Raw genomic sequence first — 19869 nt, forward strand, 5'->3', positions numbered from 1 at the left:
GTGTCTACGGGGGCTCAGGGGGCTTTGTGTCGTTTTTTGTGTATTCGGGTTGAGGTCTGACATGTGGTGCGTTGCTTTATGGTGCCCCCTATCCGCCTACGCTCACCCAGCCCCGTGCATAGCTTCCCCCACGTCCACGACCCCCCAACCCAATCAAAGCCATGACCAACGACCACACCCACACCAATCGCCTCGCCGACGAGACGAGCCCGTACTTGTTGCAGCACGCCCACAACCCGGTCGACTGGTATCCGTGGGGTGACGAAGCGCTCGAAAAGGCGCGGCGCGAGGACAAGCCGATCTTTTTGTCGATCGGCTATTCGGCGTGTCACTGGTGCCACGTCATGGAGCGCGAGAGCTTCGAGAGCGAGCGCATCGCGCGCGTGCTCAACGAGCATTTCGTGTCCATCAAGGTCGACCGCGAGGAGCGGCCCGACCTCGACAATATCTACATGAACGCGGTGCAGGTGATGACCGGCCAGGGCGGCTGGCCGATGAGCGTGTGGCTGTCGCCCGACCTGACGCCCTTTTATGCGGGGACCTATTTCCCGCCCGAGAGCCGCTACGGGCGCCCGGGCTTCATGGACGTGCTCGGCCAGTTGATCGACGCGTGGGAGAACGACCGTGACAAGATCGAGGACGTCGGCCAGCGGATCACCGAGCGGCTCGCCTCGATGGAGAAGCCGGGCAAGACGAGCGAGCGGCTCGATCGCCAGCCGGTGGAGGCGGCGTTCGGGGAGATGCAGCGCACCTTCGACGGCAAGCACGGCGGCTTCGGAGAGGCGCCAAAATTCCCGCCGAGCCAGCAGCTTCGGCTCCTGTTGCACGTGTGGGGCGACTTGAACGCCGACGAGGACCAGCGCGAAGAGGCGTTGGCGATGGTCGAGGTGACGCTCGCCCGCATGGCCTCGGGCGGCATGTACGACCAGTTGGGCGGCGGCTTCCACCGCTATTCGGTCGACGCCAAGTGGCTCATCCCGCACTTCGAGAAGATGCTCTACGACAACGCGCTGTTGGCCGACGCTTACGTCGAGGCGTGGCAGGCGACCGGGCGCCAATTCTACCGGCGCATCGCCTGCGAGACGCTCGACTACGTACTGCGCGAAATGATCGACACCTCGCGCGAGGACAAGCAGCCCTTCTACTCGACCCAAGACGCCGACACCGAGGGCGAGGAGGGCAAATTCTTCGTGTGGACACCCGCCGAACTCGAGGCGGTGCTCGGCGTCAACGACGCCCAGCGCGCCGCCGAGTACTGGGGCGTCGCCCCGGGAGGCAATTTCGAGCACGGTCAATCGGCGCTCAACCGGTTGCACCACCTCGACAAGCGCGGCCACGAGGCCGCCTTCGACCGGGTGCCGGGCGATATCCAGGCAATTCGCGACAAGCTCTTCGAGGCGCGCGAGCAGCGCACGCGCCCGGGCACTGACACCAAGATCTTGGCCGCCTGGAACGGCATGATGATCGGCGCGATGGCCAAGGCCGGCTTTGCCTTCGACGAGCCCAAATACGTGCGCGCCGCCGAGCGCGCCGCTGACTTCGTGCTCGACGAAATGGTCGAGGGCGACTTGAAGAGCGACTTCGGGCTCATGCGCACCTACAAGGACGGGCGCGCGCGCTTCCCGGGCTACCTGGACGACTTTTCTTGGATGGCCGCCGCGCTGATGGACCTGTTCGAAGCGACTGGCGACCTGCACCGACTCGAGCAGGCCGAGTCGTTCGTCCAGCGCAGCGTCGAGCTCTTCTTGGACCCGGCCGGCGGCTTTTTCTACACCGCCGAGCACCACAAAAATCTGATCGTGCGCCAAAAAGAGACCTACGACGGCGCCACGCCCTCCGGAAACTCCATCGCGGTCATGAACCTGCTACGCCTGGCCGAACTACGCGGCCGCACCGACCTGCGCGACCTGGCCGACGAGGCCCTTCGCAGCCTGTACGCCAAGATGGGTCGCATCCCCACCGGCATGAGCGAGATGCTCCAGGCCCTCGACTTCCACACCGAGGGCCCCACTGAGGTGGTGCTGATCGAGCCCGACGGCGAGTCGGAGGAGATGCGCGACGTGCTCCGCAAAAGCTACGTCCCCAACATGGTGCGCGTGATGGCCGGCCTCGACGGGCGTGGGCTGGACGATTGGGCGAAGGCGGTGCCGCTGGTCGAGGCGCGCGAGGCGAAGGATGGCAAGCCGACGGCGTATGTGTGCTTCGAACGGGCATGTCAGCAGCCGACGACGGACGTGGGGGAGTTGGAGGGGCAGTTGGGTGGGTGACACCCCGTGACCGCGACCGTGCCCGCGACCGCGCCCCGCCTTTTTCCAGCAGTGAGGTCGTTTTTCCCTTCTACGATGAGTTGACCCAAGCGGCCCGTTCGGAGCTACATCGATGTGGCGGACTCCTTGCTGCTTTGACTGCGGGTCGCGGGCGCGGGCGCGGTCGACGTGGCCGCCTCGGGGGCATCGTCGCTACTCACCATAAGCATCAGTCAAATACCGAAGCTTTACGTAATACCCGTCCAGCGTGGTCACCGCCTCCTGCGGGTTTTCCCATACAAAACGCACGCCCTCGGCCGAGTTGCACGTGGCCAGGCGGTACTTGTCGCGGCTGACGACGCAGCCGCCGTCGAGGCCGTCGGCGTCGATGCTGTCGGGGATGCAGTAGCCGGTGTCGGTGAGAGTTGCGCCCGGGATGCCGGCGAAGAGTTGCAGCTCGACGGCGCTGTCGCAGAAGGGGCGGTCATTGGGGCCCGGGGCGCAGCTCGGGGCTGCGTCGCCGAAGCGGTGATCGGGGCAGGCGGTTGCGTCGCCCTCGCAGGCGTGCAGCTCGCGGGTGATGCAGACGGCGGCGGCCGAGGCGCTGGCGCTGCCGATCGCTTCGAGGGTGTCGGGGATCGCATCCGGCTGGCAGATCAAGCCAGGCATATGCTCGCCGTCGACCTGCGGGTAGCTGCGCGAGAAGTTGCGCGCGAATCGCTCGTAGCGGTCGCCGGAGAAGGCGGTGCCGAATTCGGAGTCGCACGCAGGTTGTACGGAGCGGTCTAGACCGGGTCGGTCCTCCATCTCGGAGCACTCGTCCACGTCGATTGGCGTGGCTTCGGGGTAGGCGTCGGTGGCGCCGTAGCGCTTCCATCGGCCGTGGATGGAGGCGACGGTGACCTCGGTCTCGTCGATCTCGCGGCCCTTGGTCGCGCTCAAGTTATTGGCGAATTGCGCGGCGAGCTCGGTCGGGTCGATGAGCGGACTGTCGGTGTCGTCGGGTCGGTTGGCGAATTCGCAAATGCTGCCGGCACAGATCGAGTCTTCGGGGAGGGTGCCGTCGTGGGTGCAGTCGTTCTCGTCGGTGACGAAGACGAGGGCGAACTCGGCGTCTTGGCGCACGAGTCCGTGGTTGGGCGCGGAGTCGTCGGTCGGCGATTCGGCCGCGCCGCCGGTCATCTCCGGCGAGACGGCTTTGACGGCGGCGCCGAGGCCTTTCTCAATGGGAAACCCGCGCGTGCCGACGAGGCTCATGCAGGCGAAATCGCGGCTCATGCGCTCGACGTCGACCTTGTTGGCCGCGTCGTAGTACGAGGAGCGTACGACCTTTGGGGTCTCGCGGTACGGCGACTCGCCGTCCTCGTCGGCCTTGGGAAACAGATCTTCGGGGCCGCCGCACTCGCGGTTGAGGTGACAGGCGATCTCTTCGTCTGTGATATCCAGAAGGTCTTGCCACGCCGACGGATCTTTGGCGCAGCCCACGGCGGTCTCGATGCGATCGCGGATATACGCGTAGCCATCGTTGGGATCATCGGGATCTCCGACATCACCGTGGCACGTGGGTATGTAGTTCGGAATCGGCTGCGGCGTCGACTGGAGCTCGCCGGGTTTGGCGACCGTCTCCACCGGGAAGTTTTCTCTCATGTGGGTGGTGGTGATACCCAGGTTGAAGTCGACCCCCTCGGCGACGAGCTGGTTGGCAAAGCGCGAGAAGTTCTGGCGCAGCGCAGCCTGCTCCTCGCACATCGAGGTGCTATTATCGATGACCCACAGGATGTCCATCTTGGGCTGGATCGTCTCGCTGACGAGCTGGCCGACACCGGTCTCCGGGTCGTAGAAATCGCCGCCAAAGCGATCGTCGTCGTCGCCGTCGGGCGAGCCGTCGGAGAGCTCGCCGCCGTCGGGCAGGGCGTTGTTCTCGATGAGGTCGCCGCCGCTGGTATCTTCGCAGGCGCCGCAGTTCATGGTCAGGCCGGCGCACAGGGCGACGGCGGCGAGTCGGGTGGGTTGCTTCCATACAAACATCTATCTACCCCCAGGTGGTGTTGGGAAATTCTTGTTTACTGTAGCGAACAGGGTGGGGTGGGGCAACGTTGTTCAAAATGCAAAAAAGCCGGGGCCCGAAGCCCCGGCTTTCCAGCGCTAGAAGCGCTGCCTCCAATTTAAGGTTCCAGCGCTAGAAGCACTGCCTCCTAGGACCGTCGGCGCCACAGCAGGCCGCCGAGCGCGGCCAAGACCAGCATCATGCCCGAGCCGGGCACGCCGCCCGGGGTGGTCGAGCAGCCGCCGTCGTCCTTTTTGTTGGAGCCGTCGGTCGAGCCGGTGCCCGCGTCGGCGCCGCCTGCATCGCCGCCGGCGTCTTCACCGCCGGCGTTGGGGTCGACGCAGGTGCCGTTGTCGCAGACCTCGTTCGACCCGCACAGCACGCCGTCGCACGGGTCGGCGGCGCAGCGGCCGGCGATGCACTGCTTGTCGTCGAAGCGACACTCGGCTTCGATCTTGCAGGCGACCTGGCAGGTGCCGTTGAAGCACTCCTCGCGGGTCTCCGGGCAGATGATGCCCTCGCAGGGGTCGGCGGCGCAGCGGCCGCCGTAGCATTTCTGGCCCTCGGCGCACTCGGCGTCGGCGGTGCACTCGGCGAAGCAGCCGCCCTGCACGCAGATCTGCTCTTCGCCGCAGACCTTGGGCTCCTCGTCGACGCGGTCGTTGCAATCGTCGTCTTTGAAGTTGCACAGCTCGGGGCTGCCCGGGTTGTGGTCGGGGTCTTCGTCGTCGCAGTCGCCCAGGCCGTTGGGGCAAATCGGGGGCAGGCCGCCGGCGGCCCAAGCCTCGATGTCGTCGTCGCAGTAGCCGTCACCGTCGTCGTCGCAGCCGTCGTCGAAGGTGCCGTCGCAGTTGTTGTCGAGCCCGTCACAGATCTCTTCGCCGCCCGGGTAGGCGGTGTCGTGCAGGTCGTGGCAGTCGTCGCCCGAGGGGCACGAGATCGGGTTGGGGGCGGTGAAGTTGTCCCAGTCGGCGTCGAAGCAGCCGGCGCCGAAGTACAGGTAGATGTCGGTCAGCTCCGGGGCGCTCAACAGCATGTCGGTGAAGCCGTCGTTGTTGATGTCGCCGACCATGTGGGCGGTCTGGCCGATGGTCGAGTTGCCCTCGAAGATCGCCTGCCAGGCGATGTCGGGACTCAGGCCGTTCTCGCCGCCCAGGTACAGCTCGCCGCCGTAGGAGACCAGGCCGAAGTGGGCGTTGGCGATGAGCACGTCGTCGTAGCCGTCGCCGTTGACGTCGCCGCCGCCGGAGACGTCCTTGCCCAAGAAGGCCTCTTGGCGGTTGCCCTCGATCTTCCAGGAGTGGGTGGCCTCCAGGGTGGTGCCGTCGCTCAGGTAAGCGAACACGGCGCCCTCGTATTGCAGGGGCTCTTCGTCCTCGCCGACCGGGCCGGTGTAGCCGGCCGCGCCGGCGATGATGTCGCCGTAGCCGTCGCCGTTGATGTCGCCGGCGCCGGCGATCATGTAGCCCAAAAAGGCCTCGCGGCTGTCGGACTCGACCTGCCAGTCGGGCGTCTCGGAGGGGCCGTTTTCGCTGCCTAGGTACAGAAACACCGCGCCCTCGGCGGGCTCGCCTGCGGTGTAGGCGGGCGAGCCGACGATGACGTCGGCGTAGCCGTCGCCGTTGACGTCGCCGGCGCCGTCGACCGAGAAGCCGAACTGGCCGCTGTTGTCGGGGGCCTCGATGGTGAAGGTGGGCGCCTGGCTCAGGCCGTTGACGCCGCCGGTGTAGATGAACGCGGTGCCGCCGGCGCCGGGGCCGGGGGCGCCGACGATGACGTCGACGTAGCCGTCGCCGTTGACGTCGCCGGCCGAGGCGACCGACAGGCCGAGCTGGCCCTCGACGGTCTGGCCGATGTACTCGCGGTCGGGCTCGGTGGAGAGGCCGGCCGAGCTGCCGCGGTAGATGTAGAAGGCGCCTTGCTTTTCGTCGGGGTTGACGCTGTAGAACGGCGCGCCGATGACCACGTCGTCGAAGCCGTCGCCGTCGATGTCGCCGGCCGAGCCCAGCGCGTAGCCGAACTGGGCGTCCTCTTGCGGCGAGCCCTCGATCCAGTTGGCTGCGTCGGCGGGGCCGTCGGCGCTGCCGTGGAACAGATACGCCGCCCCGTCGCCGTTGGGCGCGCCCACGAGCATGTCGTCGAAGTCGTCGCCGTTGATGTCGCCGGCGGTGTGCATCGTCCAGCCGAACAGGGTGTCGGTGCTGGCGTGGTCGAGCTCCCAGTCGTGCTTCCAGACCAACCTGTCGGCCGGCGGCTGGTCGTTGTTCATCGGCGTCATCGCGCGATGAGCCGACAGCCTGTCGGCGACCCCGTCCGGAAGAGCGGTGCCGCGCAGCTTGTCCTGCTCGAGCCGGGCCTGTCGAATCTTGTCCTGCAGGTCGCGCACGAGCACCGACGCGTCGGCGGCCGTCTCCAGCTTGGGTTGCGTCTTCTCCGAGGCGTCACCCGGTTCGGCGTAGGCCGTCGAACTTGCAAGGAATACGGCGGCGGCGAGGCTTAGTTTGAACTTCATGGTGGCCATTTTCTTCTTCGGCGTCATAGAGAGTCAATGTCTGCTTTTTTCTCGCAGCGAAAAGCGTGCGAACCATACCACGAAACTTGTCGCGGTGCGACGCCGGGATGCGATTTGCGTTGGCTGTAACTTGCACGCGACAAGGTGCATCGTTTAACACAGGCCCCCGATCGTTCTCCGGCCAGCGGGCCGCGCTCTACTCATTGTACGTTTGGATAGTTCGACATTAAATGAAGAAGTACTCGCTCCAAAGATGTACGACGTCGACTGTGTGCGCGCTGGCCGCGGCGCTGCTCGCCTCCGGCACCGCGTGGGCTCAAGAGCAGGCCGCACCGCAAGAGCTGGGCCTCGACACGGTGCTCGTCGAGGTCGCCGAAGAGAACGAGGTTTGGGAGATCACCGAGGCTCGTGTGGAGCAGGCACGCGCGGCGCGGCGCGAAGCGTGGGCGGCCCTGTTGCCGTCGATCGCACTGAGCGCCAGCGGCACACGTTACGGCGAAGAGATCGACTTTGGCGGCCGGCAGGTGCGCCCGCAATACGATTGGGCAGCGTCGGGGCGCGCGTCGATCGCGATCTTCGACGGCACGCGCTACCCGCTGCTCGAGCGCTCGGGTGAGTTGCTCGAGGCCACGCAGGCGCTGTCGAAGTGGCAGCGAAGTACGCTTTTATTCGAGGCGCGCCAGTCGTTCTACCTGTTGGCGGCGGCCCAAAATAGCGTCGACATCGCCCAGCGCACCCTCGAGCTTCGCCAGGCGCAGCTCGAGCGGGCCCAGGCGCTGTTGGACGCCAAGATCGCCGTCAAGCTCGACGTCGAGCGGGCCCGTACGCAGATGCTCGAGGCCAAGCAGGCCTTGTTGGAGGCGCGCGCGCTGCGCGGAAACGCCGACGACGCGCTCGGCGCGCTGCTCGCCCGCGAGCCCGGCGCGTCCGTTCGCGCCCGGGTCGACGACGCGGCGCTGCCGACGCCGCCCGAGGCGGCTCCGCTCGAGCGGATCGACGAACGCCCCGATTTCAAGGCGGTCAAAAACCAGATCCGGGCGGTCGAGCTCAGTGAGGAGGCCATCTGGTGGAGCTTTCTCCCCTTGGTCGAGCTTCGGGCAGACGCGCGCACCGGCCCCGAGAGCGCGTTCTCGAACCCCGACGGGTTCACCTGGTCGATGACGCTGTCGGCCACCTGGCTATTGTACGACGGCGGGGCGCGCTATGCGCAACTGGACGCGCTCGAGGCGCAGGTCAAAGAAGAGACACTGCAGTACCAGAGCGACCTTCGCCAGGCCCGGGTGGGCGTGCGACAGGCGCTTCGCGATTGGAAGACGGCCGACGCTGCCGTGGCGGTCGCCCGCCAGCAGGTCGAGGCGGCGAGCCAGGCTTACGAGACCGCTCAGCAACGGTTCGAGCAGGGGCTCGACACAAATATTGACGTGATTCAGGCATCCGAGACGCTCTTTCGGGCCGAGACGACGCTCAACCGGCGCATCTTCGATGCGCGGGTGGCGGCGGCGGAGTATCGGTATTTGGTGGGGTTGTTGGGGGTGGAATAAGAGACGGAAAGGGGCCTCTCCCTCGGTCCCTCTCCACTGCGCTACGCTTGCGGAGAGGGAGTCCTCTCCTCGGTCATCTCCTTCCCTTCGCTTGCGCTACGGGAGGATAGGAAGATGTCGACGACTCCCTCTCTCCAGTGCTTTCCTTCCCTTCGCTTGCGCTACGGGAGGAGAGGAAGATGTCGACGACTGACGTGAAACGACTTATGAAAAAATATACAAGCACATTCGCACTCATTCTTATCTGCGGCCTCCTGGGCGCCTGTGACGCCGGCGAGGAGGCCAAGGCTTCGTCGGCGGGCAAGAAGGGCGGCTTCAAGGTCAACTCGGCGGTGCTCGTCGAGACGACGACCGCCCAGAAGGGCCCGTTTGCGGTGCAGGGCGATTACGCCGGCGAGTTTGCCGCCGAGCGGTCGGCCGAGGTCGCATTCGAGGTGAGCGGGCGCATCGTCGAGCTCGACTACGATATCGGCGACAAGCTCGAGAAGGGCGACGTGTTGGCCAAGGTCGACCGGACCGCCTACCTGCAAAAGGTGCGCGAGGCGCGCGCGGCCGTCGAGATGGCGCGGGCGAGCGTGGGGGAGGCCGAGGTGGCTGCCGAGAACCTCGAGAAGGACCTGGAGCGAAAGCGCCCGCTGCTCGACAAGCAGCTCATCGCCGAGCGCGAGATCGAGAACTTGGAGGCGCAGCTTCGCGGGGCCAAGCAGAAGATCGCCGTGGCCAAGGCGACGCTCGACCAGAACAACGCCAGGCTGCAGACAGCGCGCGAGAACCTGCGCAACACCGAGGTGCGCGCGCCGTTCGACGCCAAGGTCGCCGCGCGGCATGTCGACCTGGGCACCTATGTGGGGCCGAGCCAGCCGGTGTTTCGGCTGGTGAGCGACGATGCGATCTACCTGCGGGTCAACGTGCCCGAGCAGGATAGCGGCAACATCGCTCTCGGAAAGCCGGTGACCTTGCGCATCAGCGCGCTCGGCGGTGAGGCGATCGCGGGCAAGGTCGCGCGCATCGCGCCGGCCATCGACCCGAAGACGCGCATGCTGCGTGTCGACGTGGAGCTCGCGCCGGCCTCCGGTGAAGACCAACAAGAGCAGGCCAAAGCTGCCGAGCGGGTGCGCCCCGGCATGTACGCCCAGGTGCAATTGGAGCTCGGCAGCCGCGACGAGGCGGTGACCGTGCCCAAGCAGGCGCTGCTCGAAGAGCGCGGCGGCAAGCCGTACGTGTGGACGGCCGATGGGGGCGAGGCGCAGAAGAAGACGCTTCTCATCGGCCTGCGCGGCCGCGAGCAGGTCGAGGTGGTCGAGGGGCTCGAGGGCGGCGAGGCGATCGTGCTGCGCGGCTTCGAGAAGCTGCAGCCGGGCACTGAAGTTCAGTCGTTGAAGGATCAGAAGGCGGGAGGCAAGCAATGAACCTGCCCAAGGCAGCAGTTCACCGGCCCGTATTGACGACGATGTTCTTCCTCGGGCTGATCTTTTTGGGCGCGGTGTCGTTTACGCGCCTGCAGGTCGACCTCCTGCCCGAGATCGACTTTCCGAGCATCTCGGTGGTCACCACCTACGAGGGCGCAGGCCCCGAGGAGATGGAGACGATCGTCACTCGCCCCATCGAGCAGGCGGTCAGCACGATCGAGGGCATCGATCGCATCGAGAGCCTGTCGGCCGAGGGCCGAAGCCGCGTGGCGCTTCGCTTCGTGTGGGGTACCAACCTCGACACCGCGCTCAACGACGTGCGCGCGGCGGTCGAGCGCGTCAAATCACAGCTTCCCGAAGAAGCCGAAAACCCGGTCGTCTACAAGTTCGACTTGGGAAGCTTTCCGGTGCTCTATATGGGCCTGTCGGGCGAGCTCGACGAGCCGGCGCTTCGCCAGCTCGCCGAGCAGGAGCTCGGCCCGCGCATCGAGCGCATCGAGGGCGTCGCCCGCGTCGACGTGCGCGGTGGTCTGAAGCGCCAGATCCATATCTTGCTCGACGCCGAGCGCCTCAAAGCGCTCGACCTCGCCCCGCAGACGGTGGTGAGCGCGCTTCGCGAGCAGAACCGCAACGTCCCCGCCGGCGTGGTCGAGCAATTCGACGACAACGTGCTGTTGCGCTCGGTGGGCGAGGCCGAAAAGGTCGAGGATTTCGAGAGCGTCGTCGTCGACCTTCGTACCGGCGAAGACGGCTCGCAGAACCCGATCTTCCTCAAGGATGTCGCGCGCATCGTCGACACCTACGAGGAGCCGACCAATGTGGTGCGCGTCAACGGCGAGCCGGGCATCCGGCTGAGCGTCAACAAGCAGTCGGGCTCGAACACCGTGACGGTGGCCAAGCGGGTCATCGCCGAGCTCGACGGCATCAACCGCGACTACGAGGGGCGCGCCAAGCTCACGGTGCTCGAGGACACCTCCGAATATATCGAGGACTCGATCTCGAACGTGCAGGAGAGCGTGCTCATCGGCGCGTTGTTGGCGATCTTCGTGCTCTTGTTCTTCCTGCGAGATGTGCGCTCGACGCTGATCATCGCCACGGCGATCCCGATCTCGGTCATCGGCATCTTCACGCTGATGTACTACTTCGACATTACCCTCAACCTGATCAGCTTCGGCGGCGTGGCGCTCGGCATCGGCCTTCTGGTCGATAACGCGATCGTCATTCTGGAGAATATCTTCCGAAAGCTCGAGGAGGGCGACGACCCCGAGACGGCCGCCGTGGACGGTTCGCGCGAGGTCGCCACGGCGATCGTGGCGTCGACGACCACCACGCTGGTCGTGTTCATCCCGGTAGTCTTTTTGACCGGTCTGGCGTCGATCTTCTTCGGTCAGATGGCGTTCGTGGTCAGCTTCGCGCTGATCTGCGCGCTGGCCGTGGCGCTGACGCTCGTGCCGATGCTGTCGGCCAAATTCCTGAGCACCAAGTCGAGCAAGATGACGAGTGACGAGGGCTTGGTCGGCTCGTTTCTGGCTGCCCTCGAGCGCACTTACGGCAACCTCGCCGACTGGTGCCTGTCGCACCCCAAGATCACGCTCACCGGCGCGGCCGCCCTGTTGGGCGCCTCGCTGCTTCTCGTGCCGCATATCGGCACCGAGCTGATGCCCGAAGAGGACCAGAGCGAGGTCAATATCAGCCTCGACATGCCCGTGGGCACGCGGATTGAAGTGACCGAGCGGGCCATCCGCAAGATCGAGGCGGTGGTGCCCGAGGCGATCCCCGAGATGGAGTCGATGCGCACCATCATCGGCACGCCCGGCTTCTGGTCGAGCAGCGGTGAGGAGAGCGCGAGCATCGAGATCAAGGTCGTCGATCCCGAGCAGCGCGATCGCAGCAGCGAGGAGATCGCCAATGATATTCGCTCGATGGTGACCGGGCTGACGCCCGGGGCGGACGTGCGCGTGCGCGCCGGCGGCGGCCTGTGGATCTTGCGCATCATGCGCGGCGGGGGCGATCGCCTGCAGCTGCAGGTGCGCGGCTTCGACATGGACACCGGCGACAAGCTGGCGCTCGAGGTCAAAGAGATGATGGAGTCGACCGAGGGGATCGCCTCGGCGCGCATCAGCCGCCAGCCCGGCGGCAAAGAGCTGCAGATCGTGCCCGACCGCAAAAAGCTCGGCCGCCTGGGCGTCACGCCCGCGGTCGTCGCCCGCCAGATTCAGACGTACGTGCAGGGAAGCCGCGCGACGGTCTTCCGCGCGTTGGGCGACGAGTTCGACGTGCTCGTGCGGCTGTCCGAGAAGGACCGCGAGTCGATCGAAGCGGTGCTCGACGCGCCGGTGGTTCTGCCGGGCGTCGGCAGCCTGCCCATGCGCGAGGTGGTCGAGGTCCGCGAGACCGAAAGCCCGCTGACGATCGACCGCGAGAACCAGCGCCGCGTCATCGACCTGCGCGCCAACCTGACCGGCGACCGCGACCTGGGCTCGCTGACGACCGAGCTTCGCGACAAGATCCGTCAGATGGAGATGCCCGAGGGCTTCAGCGTGCTCGTCAAAGGCGAGTCCGAAGAGCAAAAGAAGACCTTCTCGAGCCTGCTCGTCGGTATCCTGCTGGCGATCGTGCTCGTCTACATGGTCATGGCCTCGCAGTTCGAGAGCTTCTTGCAGCCGCTCTACATCATGTTCTCCATCCCGTTCGCCGCCATCGGCGTCCTGGCGATGCTCGCGGCGACCGGCACCACCTTCAACATGCAGTCGTTCTTGGGCTGCATCGTGCTCATCGGTATCGTCGTCAACAACGCGATCGTGCTCATCGACTACATCAACCTGATGCGCGAAGAGCGCTCGATGAGCGTGCTCGAGGCGGTGCGTGTGAGCGTGCGCCGCCGCCTGCGCCCGATTCTGATGACCACCGCCACCACCATGCTCGCCCTGATGCCCGTGGCGATCGGCCTGGGCGAGGGCGGCGAGACCCAGGCGCCGCTGGCGCGGGCGGTGATCGGCGGGTTGTTCGTGTCGGCGGCGATTTCGTTGGTGGTGATCCCGGTGATTTACAATTGGGTGGAGGGTTGGCGGGAGAAGAGGGCGCGCAGTCAGGCGTAGGCTCGTAAAGCAAGGCGTAGCTTGTTGTCGACCCCCATCCGCCTCGCGCTGCACTTCGCGCTCGGCACCTTCCCCCGGGGGAAGGGATGCTGTTGCGAGAAGCTACATGGTTCAGGCGCGCTAAGGCATCCCTTCCCCTCGGGGAAGGTGTCCCGCGCGTCTTGTTGCGCGGGACGGATGGGGGGCCTCATGGGCCCAGACGCCACTCGCTACTTCGCCAACGTCGTCGGCCCACTCACCGCCAACATCGGCGCCAACTTCGCAAAGGTCGCCTTACCGATACCCCGCACCCTCAGCAGATGCTTCGGCTCCTCGAAGCGACGCTTCTGGCGAAACTCGACGATGCGTGCGGCCAGCGACGGGCCGACGCCTGGCAGCGCCATCAGTTGGTCGATCGAGGCGGTGTTCAGGTTGACCACGCCGGTGGGTCCGGCGTTGTTCTTCTTTTCAGCTTTCGGGGGAGCGTCGGTCTCCGAGGCGGCGGGCGCCGACTCGTCGGGCTCGGCTGCGAGATCGGTGGGCGCGTGGTCCGCCGTCTCTTCGGCGGGGCCGGCGAAGGCCATCTCGCCCGCCTGAGCGACCGCGGTCGGTTCGTCGGTCTCGTCGGCCAGGCCCTGGGTCTCGGCCGGCGGTTTGTCGGTGCTCGTCTGCTCGACGCAGTTGCAGTCGGCCGGCTCGTACTCCGCGGTGACCGGCTCGGGTTGGCTGCAGCCAACGCTTCCAAAAGCGAACACAAAGAGCGAAATCAACAGGGTTTCGATACGCATTTTCGATTCTCCATCTATCTGAAGTCAGTTTCAGTTTGCCGTTTACCATCGAGGGGCTTTCGTCCCCCTCATTACGGTTTTCGGCAAAAATGGAAAATCGTTGCGTACTTTTTTGGAAATCGGGGTGTGGTGGGGTGCTGGAGGGGGTTGTGGCTAAAGAGATCAACTCACCAGAGGCGCCCCATGAACGTGCTCGTGCACCTGAACGTGAACGGCAGTTTCAACGGCAATGAATGCAAAACGGCAGGCAGCTCCGATCGAGCGATGCCTGCCGTTTCGAGGGATGTTCAGATGGCGGCGATATGTGCAGGGGGAACGGCCGTTTACGTGCACGTGCACGTGGCAAGTTCACGTTTAGAAGCCGACGCCCACGCCCACATACGGCTGCCAGTACAGCGTCTCGCTGACCTGGTCGGTGCTCGTCTGGGTGACGACGTCGAGCGAGACGCCCGGCTCGACTTCGAGCTGCCACGACTCACCGATGCTCCAGCCGAAGGCGAGCGCGAGTTCGCCGCGGGCGCCCAGCGGGTCGCCCTGGGCTTGTGCGTCGTCGGCCAACATGACGAATTGGTAGCCGGTGCGCAGGCGCGGCTCGAGGTAGCTCGCGCCCGTGGCGAAGCGGTGGGCGAGTTCGACGCCGAGGGCGGCGCGGTGGCCGACGACGTCGCTGCCGGGCGTAAAGCCGTAGCTTGCGAACGGGCCGACCGCCCAGCCGTTGTCGTGGCGGAACAGGCCGTCGAAGCGCACGTGGTGTTGGGGGCCGTCGGCGTCGAGCAGGGCCGGGCTGATGGCGTAGCCGGTGCTCGGGGCGAAGGCCCACGGGGTGTCGGGCTCGAGCCGGATGCGCTGGCGGGCGCCGGCGTCGTATTTGTCGCGCGCGGCGACGAAGCCGCGGTAGAAGCCGTCGCCGTAAGCGACCGAGAAGAGGCCGGTGCGAAACGCCTCGTCGACGGCGCCGCGCGATTGGCCGCTCTGGGTGGCGAAGGCCAGCTCGGTAGTACTCACCGTGGCGTCGTCGAGGGGCACCGACGCCTGCTTGCCGCCCGTGCTCAGGTAGTAGCCGCGCTTGCCGACCGGCTCGTGCAAGAGGACGACGCGGGTGGCCAACGTGGCGTCGACGTTGAAGTCGGCGTAGCGCAGGCCGCGGGCGTCTTCGAGGTGGAAGCGTCCGCCCGTTTGGGTGGGCACTTCGAGCACGGTGGCGTTTTGGTAGTCGTCCAGCGCGACCAGCGGGCGAGCGCGGTGCTGCTCGGGCGGGTCGGCGTAGACGTTGATGCGAGCGCGCGGGTTGGCCACGCCGGCGTTGGCGGCGACCAGGTAGGCCTCGATCTCGGCGTAGGTGATGTCGCCGTTTTGGTCGACGTCGGCGGCGCCCAACAAGGCGCTTCGAAGCTGGTGGCTGAAGACGCCGGCGCGAAAGCGGCTCCACTCGTGAACCTCGGCGGTGCCGGAGGTCGACACGATCACGCCCACGGTGCTGTCGCGCTCGGTCTTCTTGGCCTTGTGGCTGCGCTTGGACAGGTAGGCGTCGAGTTCGCCGTCGAGCGACTCGCCGGAGCGGTCGTCTTTCCAGTCGTCGTTTCCGCCGCGCGACTCGACCATGAAGTACGAGTGGCAGGCGTCGACAATCAGGTGCGTGTAGTCGGCGTCGATGCCCTCGATCACGTCGCGGAACAGCTCGGTTCGCTCGAGCTTGCCGTCGCTCAGGCTCAGATAGCCTTCGCCGGTGTCGTCCACGTTTCCGTGGCCGGTAAAGACGAGGTAGACCTCGCTTTCGATGCCCTTCTTTTTGTTCGCGCGAATGGTGCGCGACAGGTTGCCGACGGCCTTTTTGAGCTGCGCGCGCGACGGCGGCGCGGTATGCGGGACGACCTTCGGAAAGATCTTTTGGCTGTCGGCGTCGAGCGTGGTCAGAAGCGTCGCCTCGTCGGTGAGGCTGTCGAACAGCTCGTAGTAGCGAGCGCCGTCGTCGTCGGCGAATTTCAGGGGCTTTACGCCCTCGTCGACGCTCGAGTTGTTGGCCACGATGAGCGCGTAGACGCGTGTCTTCTCGGCCTCGGAGGAGCCGTTCTCTCCAGCCAGCGCCGGTGCGGCGGCGAAGCTCGCCACCACCAGGGCACAGAGGAGCGCGACGAATCGAGCTTTGGCGCGTGACTCTTTCGGGGTGTGTCCTCGGCCTTTCATCGCTTGCCTCCGTCGCTCGCTTCGCCGTCAATTACTTCAAAGGTGCTGCTGGTCATCGTGCCGCGTACGCCGAGCTCGTCGAGCTTGTTGTGCGCAGAGTCCTCGAAGAGCGCCTCGGCGCCGATGGTGTCGACTACGCGCTCGAGGCTCGGAAAGTCGAGCGGCTCGGCGGCGAAGAGTCCGATCACGCGCACCTTGCCCGGCTCGTGGTTGACCCCGAGGCGAATCGACTCGCCGAAGGGCGTGAGCTCGTCGGTGGCGCCCACCTCGACGGCGCCCATGTCAGCCGGCGTCGGGCCGTACCAGTAGATTCTACCTTTCTGGGAGACGCCAAAAAAGGCTGCGTGGCTAAGCTCGGGTGATGCGTTGTCGTAGGCGAGCTTGAGCTCGGCGTTCTTCGGGCACGAGAGCAGTCCGAACGGAGCGTCTTTGGTGCCGGTAAACTGCATGCCGTCGGCGGTGCGCTCGGCGCAGAAGATCTCGATGGCGGGCGTGTCGAAGGGGCCCGTCCTGTCGGTCGTGGCGGCCGAGCGCGGCTGGAACTCGTCGTTGTTCGTGACGACGGCGTTGTTGTTCTGGCTCTGGTTCTGGTTGAAGGCGTACCAGCTCGCCCCGGCGACGAGGAGTACGGCGGCGGCGAGGCTGAGTTGACGGAGCACCTGCATGCGACGCGAGCGCTCGGCGCCCAGGTCGACGACGTCGGCCGAGCTGGCCGAGTCGGTTTGCTCGCTGGCCGATCGCTCCTCGTCGAGCATCTGGTCGAGCGCGCCCATGAACGACGCCTCGGCAAAGCCGGTCTCGAAGCCGCCGCGGGGCGCCTCTTCGGGCTGGTCCGCCTCATTCGACAGCAGGCGATCGGCCAATAGTCGATCGGCCAGCGCCATGCCGTCGTAATGGCGCCGGCAGACCTCGCAGTCGGCCAGATGCCGGTGGACCTGCCAGGCGGGCACCTTCTGAAACGCCTTGTCGTGGTTCTCCTCGACAAAGAGCGTCTCGAGGGCCTGGCTGACGGCCTCGTGGGATAGGTCGATTTGTGGGTCGTCGTTCATCCAACCACTCCAAGCGCGATAAGCGTGGTCACTGCGCGCATGACGTCTGCCACTTCCAAATTGCCGATGACGCCCTCGCTCTTGAGGTGTCGCAGAAGCCGGGCGCGCAACTCGCGGATGCGCTTGCGCACGTCGTTTCGGCTCATGCCGAGTTCATCGGCCATCCCCTGCTGGGTCTGCGACCCGAGCAGGTGCTCCTCGAGGATGCGCGAGTCGACGTCGTCGAGCGCGGCGAGAAACTCGCCCAGCACCACGCCCAGCTGGCTCTGCCAGGCCGACTCTTCCGGGTCTCCCTGCTGGGCTTCATTGCCCGACAGGCGCCCGAGCACCTCGCGTTCGTCTTCGTCCGCATAGGCCATGTCGCCCAGGTGCACGAAGAGCTGCGACTCGAGTTTTCTGCGCCGGTACCGGTCGATGACCAAGTTGCGGACGATCGTCAACAGGTACGGGCGAAACTCGCGCGCCGGGTCGTAGGCCTGGCGCGCCTTGTCGCGAAACGTGTGGATGAAGCTCTCTTGGATTACTTCCTGGAGCCGAAAGGGCTGGGTGATGCCGCGAAACCGCACCGTCTCGCCCTGGCTCGTGAAGGTAAACCCGCCGCGAAGCATGCGTTCGACGTCGCTCACATAGTGGCGATACACGTCACCTAGCAGGTCACGATCGCCGCGGCGAAACGCCTCGATATTTTCTTCGCTTTCGAGCAACTCCATCCTCTGGTGGGGTACTACGAGTGGGGTGGGGAGAATGGTAAAATTTTTTGGGAGGTGGGGTAGGCCTCTCCCTCGATCCCTCTCCTTCCCTTCGCTTCGCTACGGGTGGAGAGGGGGGCCTCTCCTCGGTCCTCTCCTTCCCTTCGCTTCGCTACGGGCGGAGAGGAAGATGTCGTTCAGTCGATCTCGGTACAAGTTGCGATGTTGCTTCATCGATCTCTGTACGAGGTGCGCTGTAGCAACATCTTCCTCCCCTGCGCGAAGCGAAGCGTAGCGTAGGGGAGGACCGAGGAGGGGACTCCTCCTCCGCAAGCAAAGCGAAGTGGAGGAGGACCGAGGAGGAGGACAACAATGCTCAAACAACCTTACTCGCCCAACTCATCCAACTCCTTCATCACCCGCTCCTCCTTCTCCTTACGTTTGCGCGCAAAGAAGAACGCCACGCCAATCGAGATGAAGTAGAGCACGCACAGGGGCACGGCGAGCAGGACCTGGGTCATCGGGTCGGCGGGGGTGAGCAAGGCGCCGGCGACGAACGAGCCGATGACGGCGGCGCGCCAGTGGCGCAAGAGCGTGTTATGGTCGATGACGCCCATCGCCGACAGGAACATCGACAGGATGGGCAGCTCGAAGACCACGCCGAAGACCAGCAACAGCTTGGTGACCAGCGACAGGTACTCGCTCATCATCAGCTGGGGTGTCGAGCTGACCTCGAGGCCGAACATCATCAGGAATTTGAAGCCGTAGGGCAGCACGAAGTAGTAGCAGAAGGCCGCGCCGCCGAAGAAAAAGAGCGTCGCCAAGACCACGAAGGGGATGGCGATCTTCTTTTCGTGGGAGTACAGCCCCGGCGAGATGAACTTCCAGAGCTGGTAGAGGGTGAACGGGGAGGTGGCAAAAATGCCGCCGACCAACGCCGTTTTGAGCATGGCGAAGACCGGCTCGGCCAGGTCTTTGTGGTGGATATTGGACAGTTCGATCTGGCCTTCGGGAGCGGCCATCAAGAGCGGCTGCTTCAAGAAGGTGAAGATCTGGTCGCGGAAAAACCAGCAGGCGATCACGCCCACGAAGACGGCGATGATCGAGTAGATGAGCCGCGTGCGCAGTTCGGCCAAGTGCTCGATGATGCTCATGCGAGCTTCGTCGAGGGCTTCTTGGCGCGGCGTCTGTTCGGGTGTGGGATCGGTGGTCATGTCCAAATCATGCGGACCGAGCGGCGGTCAACGTCTCGAAGGTGCAAGCGGTCGATTCGCCGGCGGCCGCCAGTTCCACGGCGTTGGTGTGGGTGGCGCGTCGCGGCGGGTCGATCAGCACGGGGCGCATCGGCGGCAGCGCGCGTGCGGTCTGCTCGCGCGAGACGGTGCCGGCGACCCCGGGGCTGTTCTCCCCCACCTCTCGGCGCTCCTCGTGGAGTTGCTTGCGGCGATCTTGGTCGCGGTAGTTTCCGGTCTCCTCGATCATGAACATGTCGCGAAACATATTCGAGGCGCGTCTGGCCTCGCGCACACCCTTGCCGAGCATGCGGGCCATGTCCGGAATCTTCTCCGGGCCGACCACCACGAGGGCGACCAGCAAGATGAGCAAAATTTCAGCGAGACCAAGACCGGAAAACATGCGTGTTCACTGCGCGTGAGGCGAATCTGGGCGGCTCACAAGCCGCCTTCGGTGTAACAGAACGATGCCGTGGACGCCACAGCATCTTGCTGGCAAAAGGCTGATGCTCGCAACAGGCCGATTACTGCAGCCTACTGCTTCCACTTGATGCTGCAGCCCATCGACGGATGTTGCTCCTCGTCCGGCGTCTCGCCGGCGAGCAGGGTGTCGACCGCGGCTTTGAGTTCGCGGCGGCTGACCTGCTCGGGCTCTTTCCAATTATCGTCGAGACGGCCGCGGTAGCGAAGCTTACGGTCCTCGTCGAAGACGAAGAAATCGGGGGTGCACACCGCTCCGTAACTTCGGGCCACGTCTTGCGTCTCGTCGTAAAGATACGGGAACGGGAAGTTATATTCCTCGGCGACTTCTTTCATGCGCTCGAAGCCGTCGTCGGGGTAGCGCTCGGCGTCGTTGGAGCTGATCGCCGCAAACGCCACCGATTGGTCGCTCATCTGCTCGGCCAAGTCGACGAGGCGTCCGCGCACCGCCTTGACGTAGGGGCAGTGGTTGCAGATGAACATCATCACCAGCACGTCGGCGTCGGCAAACGACTCGAGCGAGTAGCTCTGGCCGTCGGTGGCCGAAAGCTCGAAGTCCGGGGCGTCCATGCCGAGCTGTGCGTCGTGACTCTCTATGAGTGCCATGGTGTATTT

Annotated in this window: 13 protein-coding genes; 4 read left to right on the plus strand and 9 right to left on the minus strand. The window is 65.5% G+C overall.

Annotated features, from left to right (window positions below; translation table 11 throughout):
* The first annotated feature begins 161 nt into the window (after positions 1–161).
* Positions 162–2267: a thioredoxin domain-containing protein gene (locus FIV42_RS13975; protein WP_141198289.1), complete on the plus strand. Its 2106-nt coding sequence runs from the start codon at positions 162–164 to the stop codon at positions 2265–2267.
* 192 nt (positions 2268–2459) lie between these two features.
* Here FIV42_RS13975 and FIV42_RS13980 read toward each other — a convergent pair whose 3' ends face one another.
* Both FIV42_RS13980 and FIV42_RS13985 read right to left on the minus strand, forming a co-directional pair.
* On the minus strand, positions 2460–4274 hold the full coding sequence (locus FIV42_RS13980; protein WP_141198290.1) for a hypothetical protein: 1815 nt from the start codon (positions 4272–4274) through the stop codon (positions 2460–2462).
* A 167-nt stretch (positions 4275–4441) separates the two neighbouring features.
* Positions 4442–6805: an FG-GAP-like repeat-containing protein gene (locus FIV42_RS13985; protein ID WP_168210636.1), complete on the minus strand. Its 2364-nt coding sequence runs from the start codon at positions 6803–6805 to the stop codon at positions 4442–4444.
* A gap of 230 nt (positions 6806–7035) precedes the next feature.
* On the opposite strand from FIV42_RS13985, the gene FIV42_RS13990 reads away from it, so the two are divergent.
* The 3 genes from FIV42_RS13990 (at position 7036) to FIV42_RS14000 (ending at position 12853) form a co-directional block, all read left to right on the plus strand.
* A complete protein-coding gene (locus tag FIV42_RS13990; RefSeq protein WP_141198292.1) occupies positions 7036–8346 on the plus strand; it encodes a TolC family protein in 1311 nt (436 codons plus the stop codon).
* Between the two features lie 206 nt (positions 8347–8552).
* Positions 8553–9755, plus strand: coding sequence for an efflux RND transporter periplasmic adaptor subunit (locus FIV42_RS13995; protein ID WP_168210637.1), 1203 nt, complete (start codon positions 8553–8555; stop codon positions 9753–9755).
* Complete coding sequence (locus FIV42_RS14000) at positions 9752–12853, plus strand: efflux RND transporter permease subunit (protein ID WP_141198294.1); 3102 nt, start codon at positions 9752–9754, stop codon at positions 12851–12853. The genes FIV42_RS13995 and FIV42_RS14000 overlap by 4 nt, the downstream gene beginning before the upstream one ends.
* A gap of 209 nt (positions 12854–13062) precedes the next feature.
* Here the strand turns inward: FIV42_RS14000 and FIV42_RS30515 are convergent, their stop codons facing one another.
* The 7 genes from FIV42_RS30515 to FIV42_RS14035 form a co-directional block, all read right to left on the minus strand.
* On the minus strand, positions 13063–13620 hold the full coding sequence (locus FIV42_RS30515; RefSeq protein WP_174769507.1) for a ComEA family DNA-binding protein: 558 nt from the start codon (positions 13618–13620) through the stop codon (positions 13063–13065).
* A gap of 354 nt (positions 13621–13974) precedes the next feature.
* Entirely contained in the window at positions 13975–15804 is a 1830-nt protein-coding gene (locus FIV42_RS14010) for a hypothetical protein (RefSeq protein WP_141198295.1), read from the minus strand.
* Positions 15801–16853, minus strand: coding sequence for a hypothetical protein (locus FIV42_RS14015; RefSeq protein WP_141198296.1), 1053 nt, complete (start codon positions 16851–16853; stop codon positions 15801–15803). Before FIV42_RS14015 ends, FIV42_RS14010 begins: the two co-directional genes overlap by 4 nt.
* Positions 16850–17557 carry an RNA polymerase sigma factor gene (locus FIV42_RS14020; protein WP_168210638.1) on the minus strand — a complete coding sequence of 236 codons (708 nt, stop codon included), beginning with the start codon at positions 17555–17557 and terminating at the stop codon, positions 16850–16852. Before FIV42_RS14020 ends, FIV42_RS14015 begins: the two co-directional genes overlap by 4 nt.
* A 371-nt stretch (positions 17558–17928) precedes the next feature.
* Positions 17929–18756, minus strand: coding sequence for a twin-arginine translocase subunit TatC (gene tatC, locus FIV42_RS14025; protein ID WP_141198298.1), 828 nt, complete (start codon positions 18754–18756; stop codon positions 17929–17931).
* A gap of 7 nt (positions 18757–18763) precedes the next feature.
* On the minus strand, positions 18764–19177 hold the full coding sequence (locus FIV42_RS14030) for a Sec-independent protein translocase subunit TatA/TatB (RefSeq protein WP_141198299.1): 414 nt from the start codon (positions 19175–19177) through the stop codon (positions 18764–18766).
* 131 nt (positions 19178–19308) lie between these two features.
* Entirely contained in the window at positions 19309–19860 is a 552-nt protein-coding gene (locus tag FIV42_RS14035) for a thioredoxin family protein (RefSeq protein ID WP_141198300.1), read from the minus strand.
* Between the last annotated feature and the right edge of the window lie 9 nt (positions 19861–19869).

Source organism: Persicimonas caeni, from assembly GCF_006517175.1.
Taxonomy (GTDB): Bacteria; Myxococcota_A; Bradymonadia; order Bradymonadales; family Bradymonadaceae; genus Persicimonas; species Persicimonas caeni.

Excerpts from the sequence above, each read along its gene's own strand:
- FIV42_RS13975 (WP_141198289.1), top strand. The coding sequence starts at position 162 with ATGACCAACGACCACACCCACACCAATCGCCTCGCCGACGAGACGAGC.
- tatC (WP_141198298.1), bottom strand. The coding sequence starts at position 18,756 with ATGACCACCGATCCCACACCCGAACAGACGCCGCGCCAAGAAGCCCTC.
- FIV42_RS13995 (WP_168210637.1), top strand. The coding sequence starts at position 8,553 with ATGAAAAAATATACAAGCACATTCGCACTCATTCTTATCTGCGGCCTC.
- FIV42_RS13985 (WP_168210636.1), bottom strand. The coding sequence starts at position 6,805 with ATGAAGTTCAAACTAAGCCTCGCCGCCGCCGTATTCCTTGCAAGTTCG.
- FIV42_RS14035 (WP_141198300.1), bottom strand. The coding sequence starts at position 19,860 with ATGGCACTCATAGAGAGTCACGACGCACAGCTCGGCATGGACGCCCCG.
- FIV42_RS13980 (WP_141198290.1), bottom strand. The coding sequence starts at position 4,274 with ATGTTTGTATGGAAGCAACCCACCCGACTCGCCGCCGTCGCCCTGTGC.
- FIV42_RS14000 (WP_141198294.1), top strand. The coding sequence starts at position 9,752 with ATGAACCTGCCCAAGGCAGCAGTTCACCGGCCCGTATTGACGACGATG.
- FIV42_RS14015 (WP_141198296.1), bottom strand. The coding sequence starts at position 16,853 with ATGAACGACGACCCACAAATCGACCTATCCCACGAGGCCGTCAGCCAG.
- FIV42_RS14030 (WP_141198299.1), bottom strand. The coding sequence starts at position 19,177 with ATGTTTTCCGGTCTTGGTCTCGCTGAAATTTTGCTCATCTTGCTGGTC.
- FIV42_RS30515 (WP_174769507.1), bottom strand. The coding sequence starts at position 13,620 with ATGCGTATCGAAACCCTGTTGATTTCGCTCTTTGTGTTCGCTTTTGGA.
- FIV42_RS13990 (WP_141198292.1), top strand. The coding sequence starts at position 7,036 with ATGAAGAAGTACTCGCTCCAAAGATGTACGACGTCGACTGTGTGCGCG.
- FIV42_RS14010 (WP_141198295.1), bottom strand. The coding sequence starts at position 15,804 with ATGAAAGGCCGAGGACACACCCCGAAAGAGTCACGCGCCAAAGCTCGA.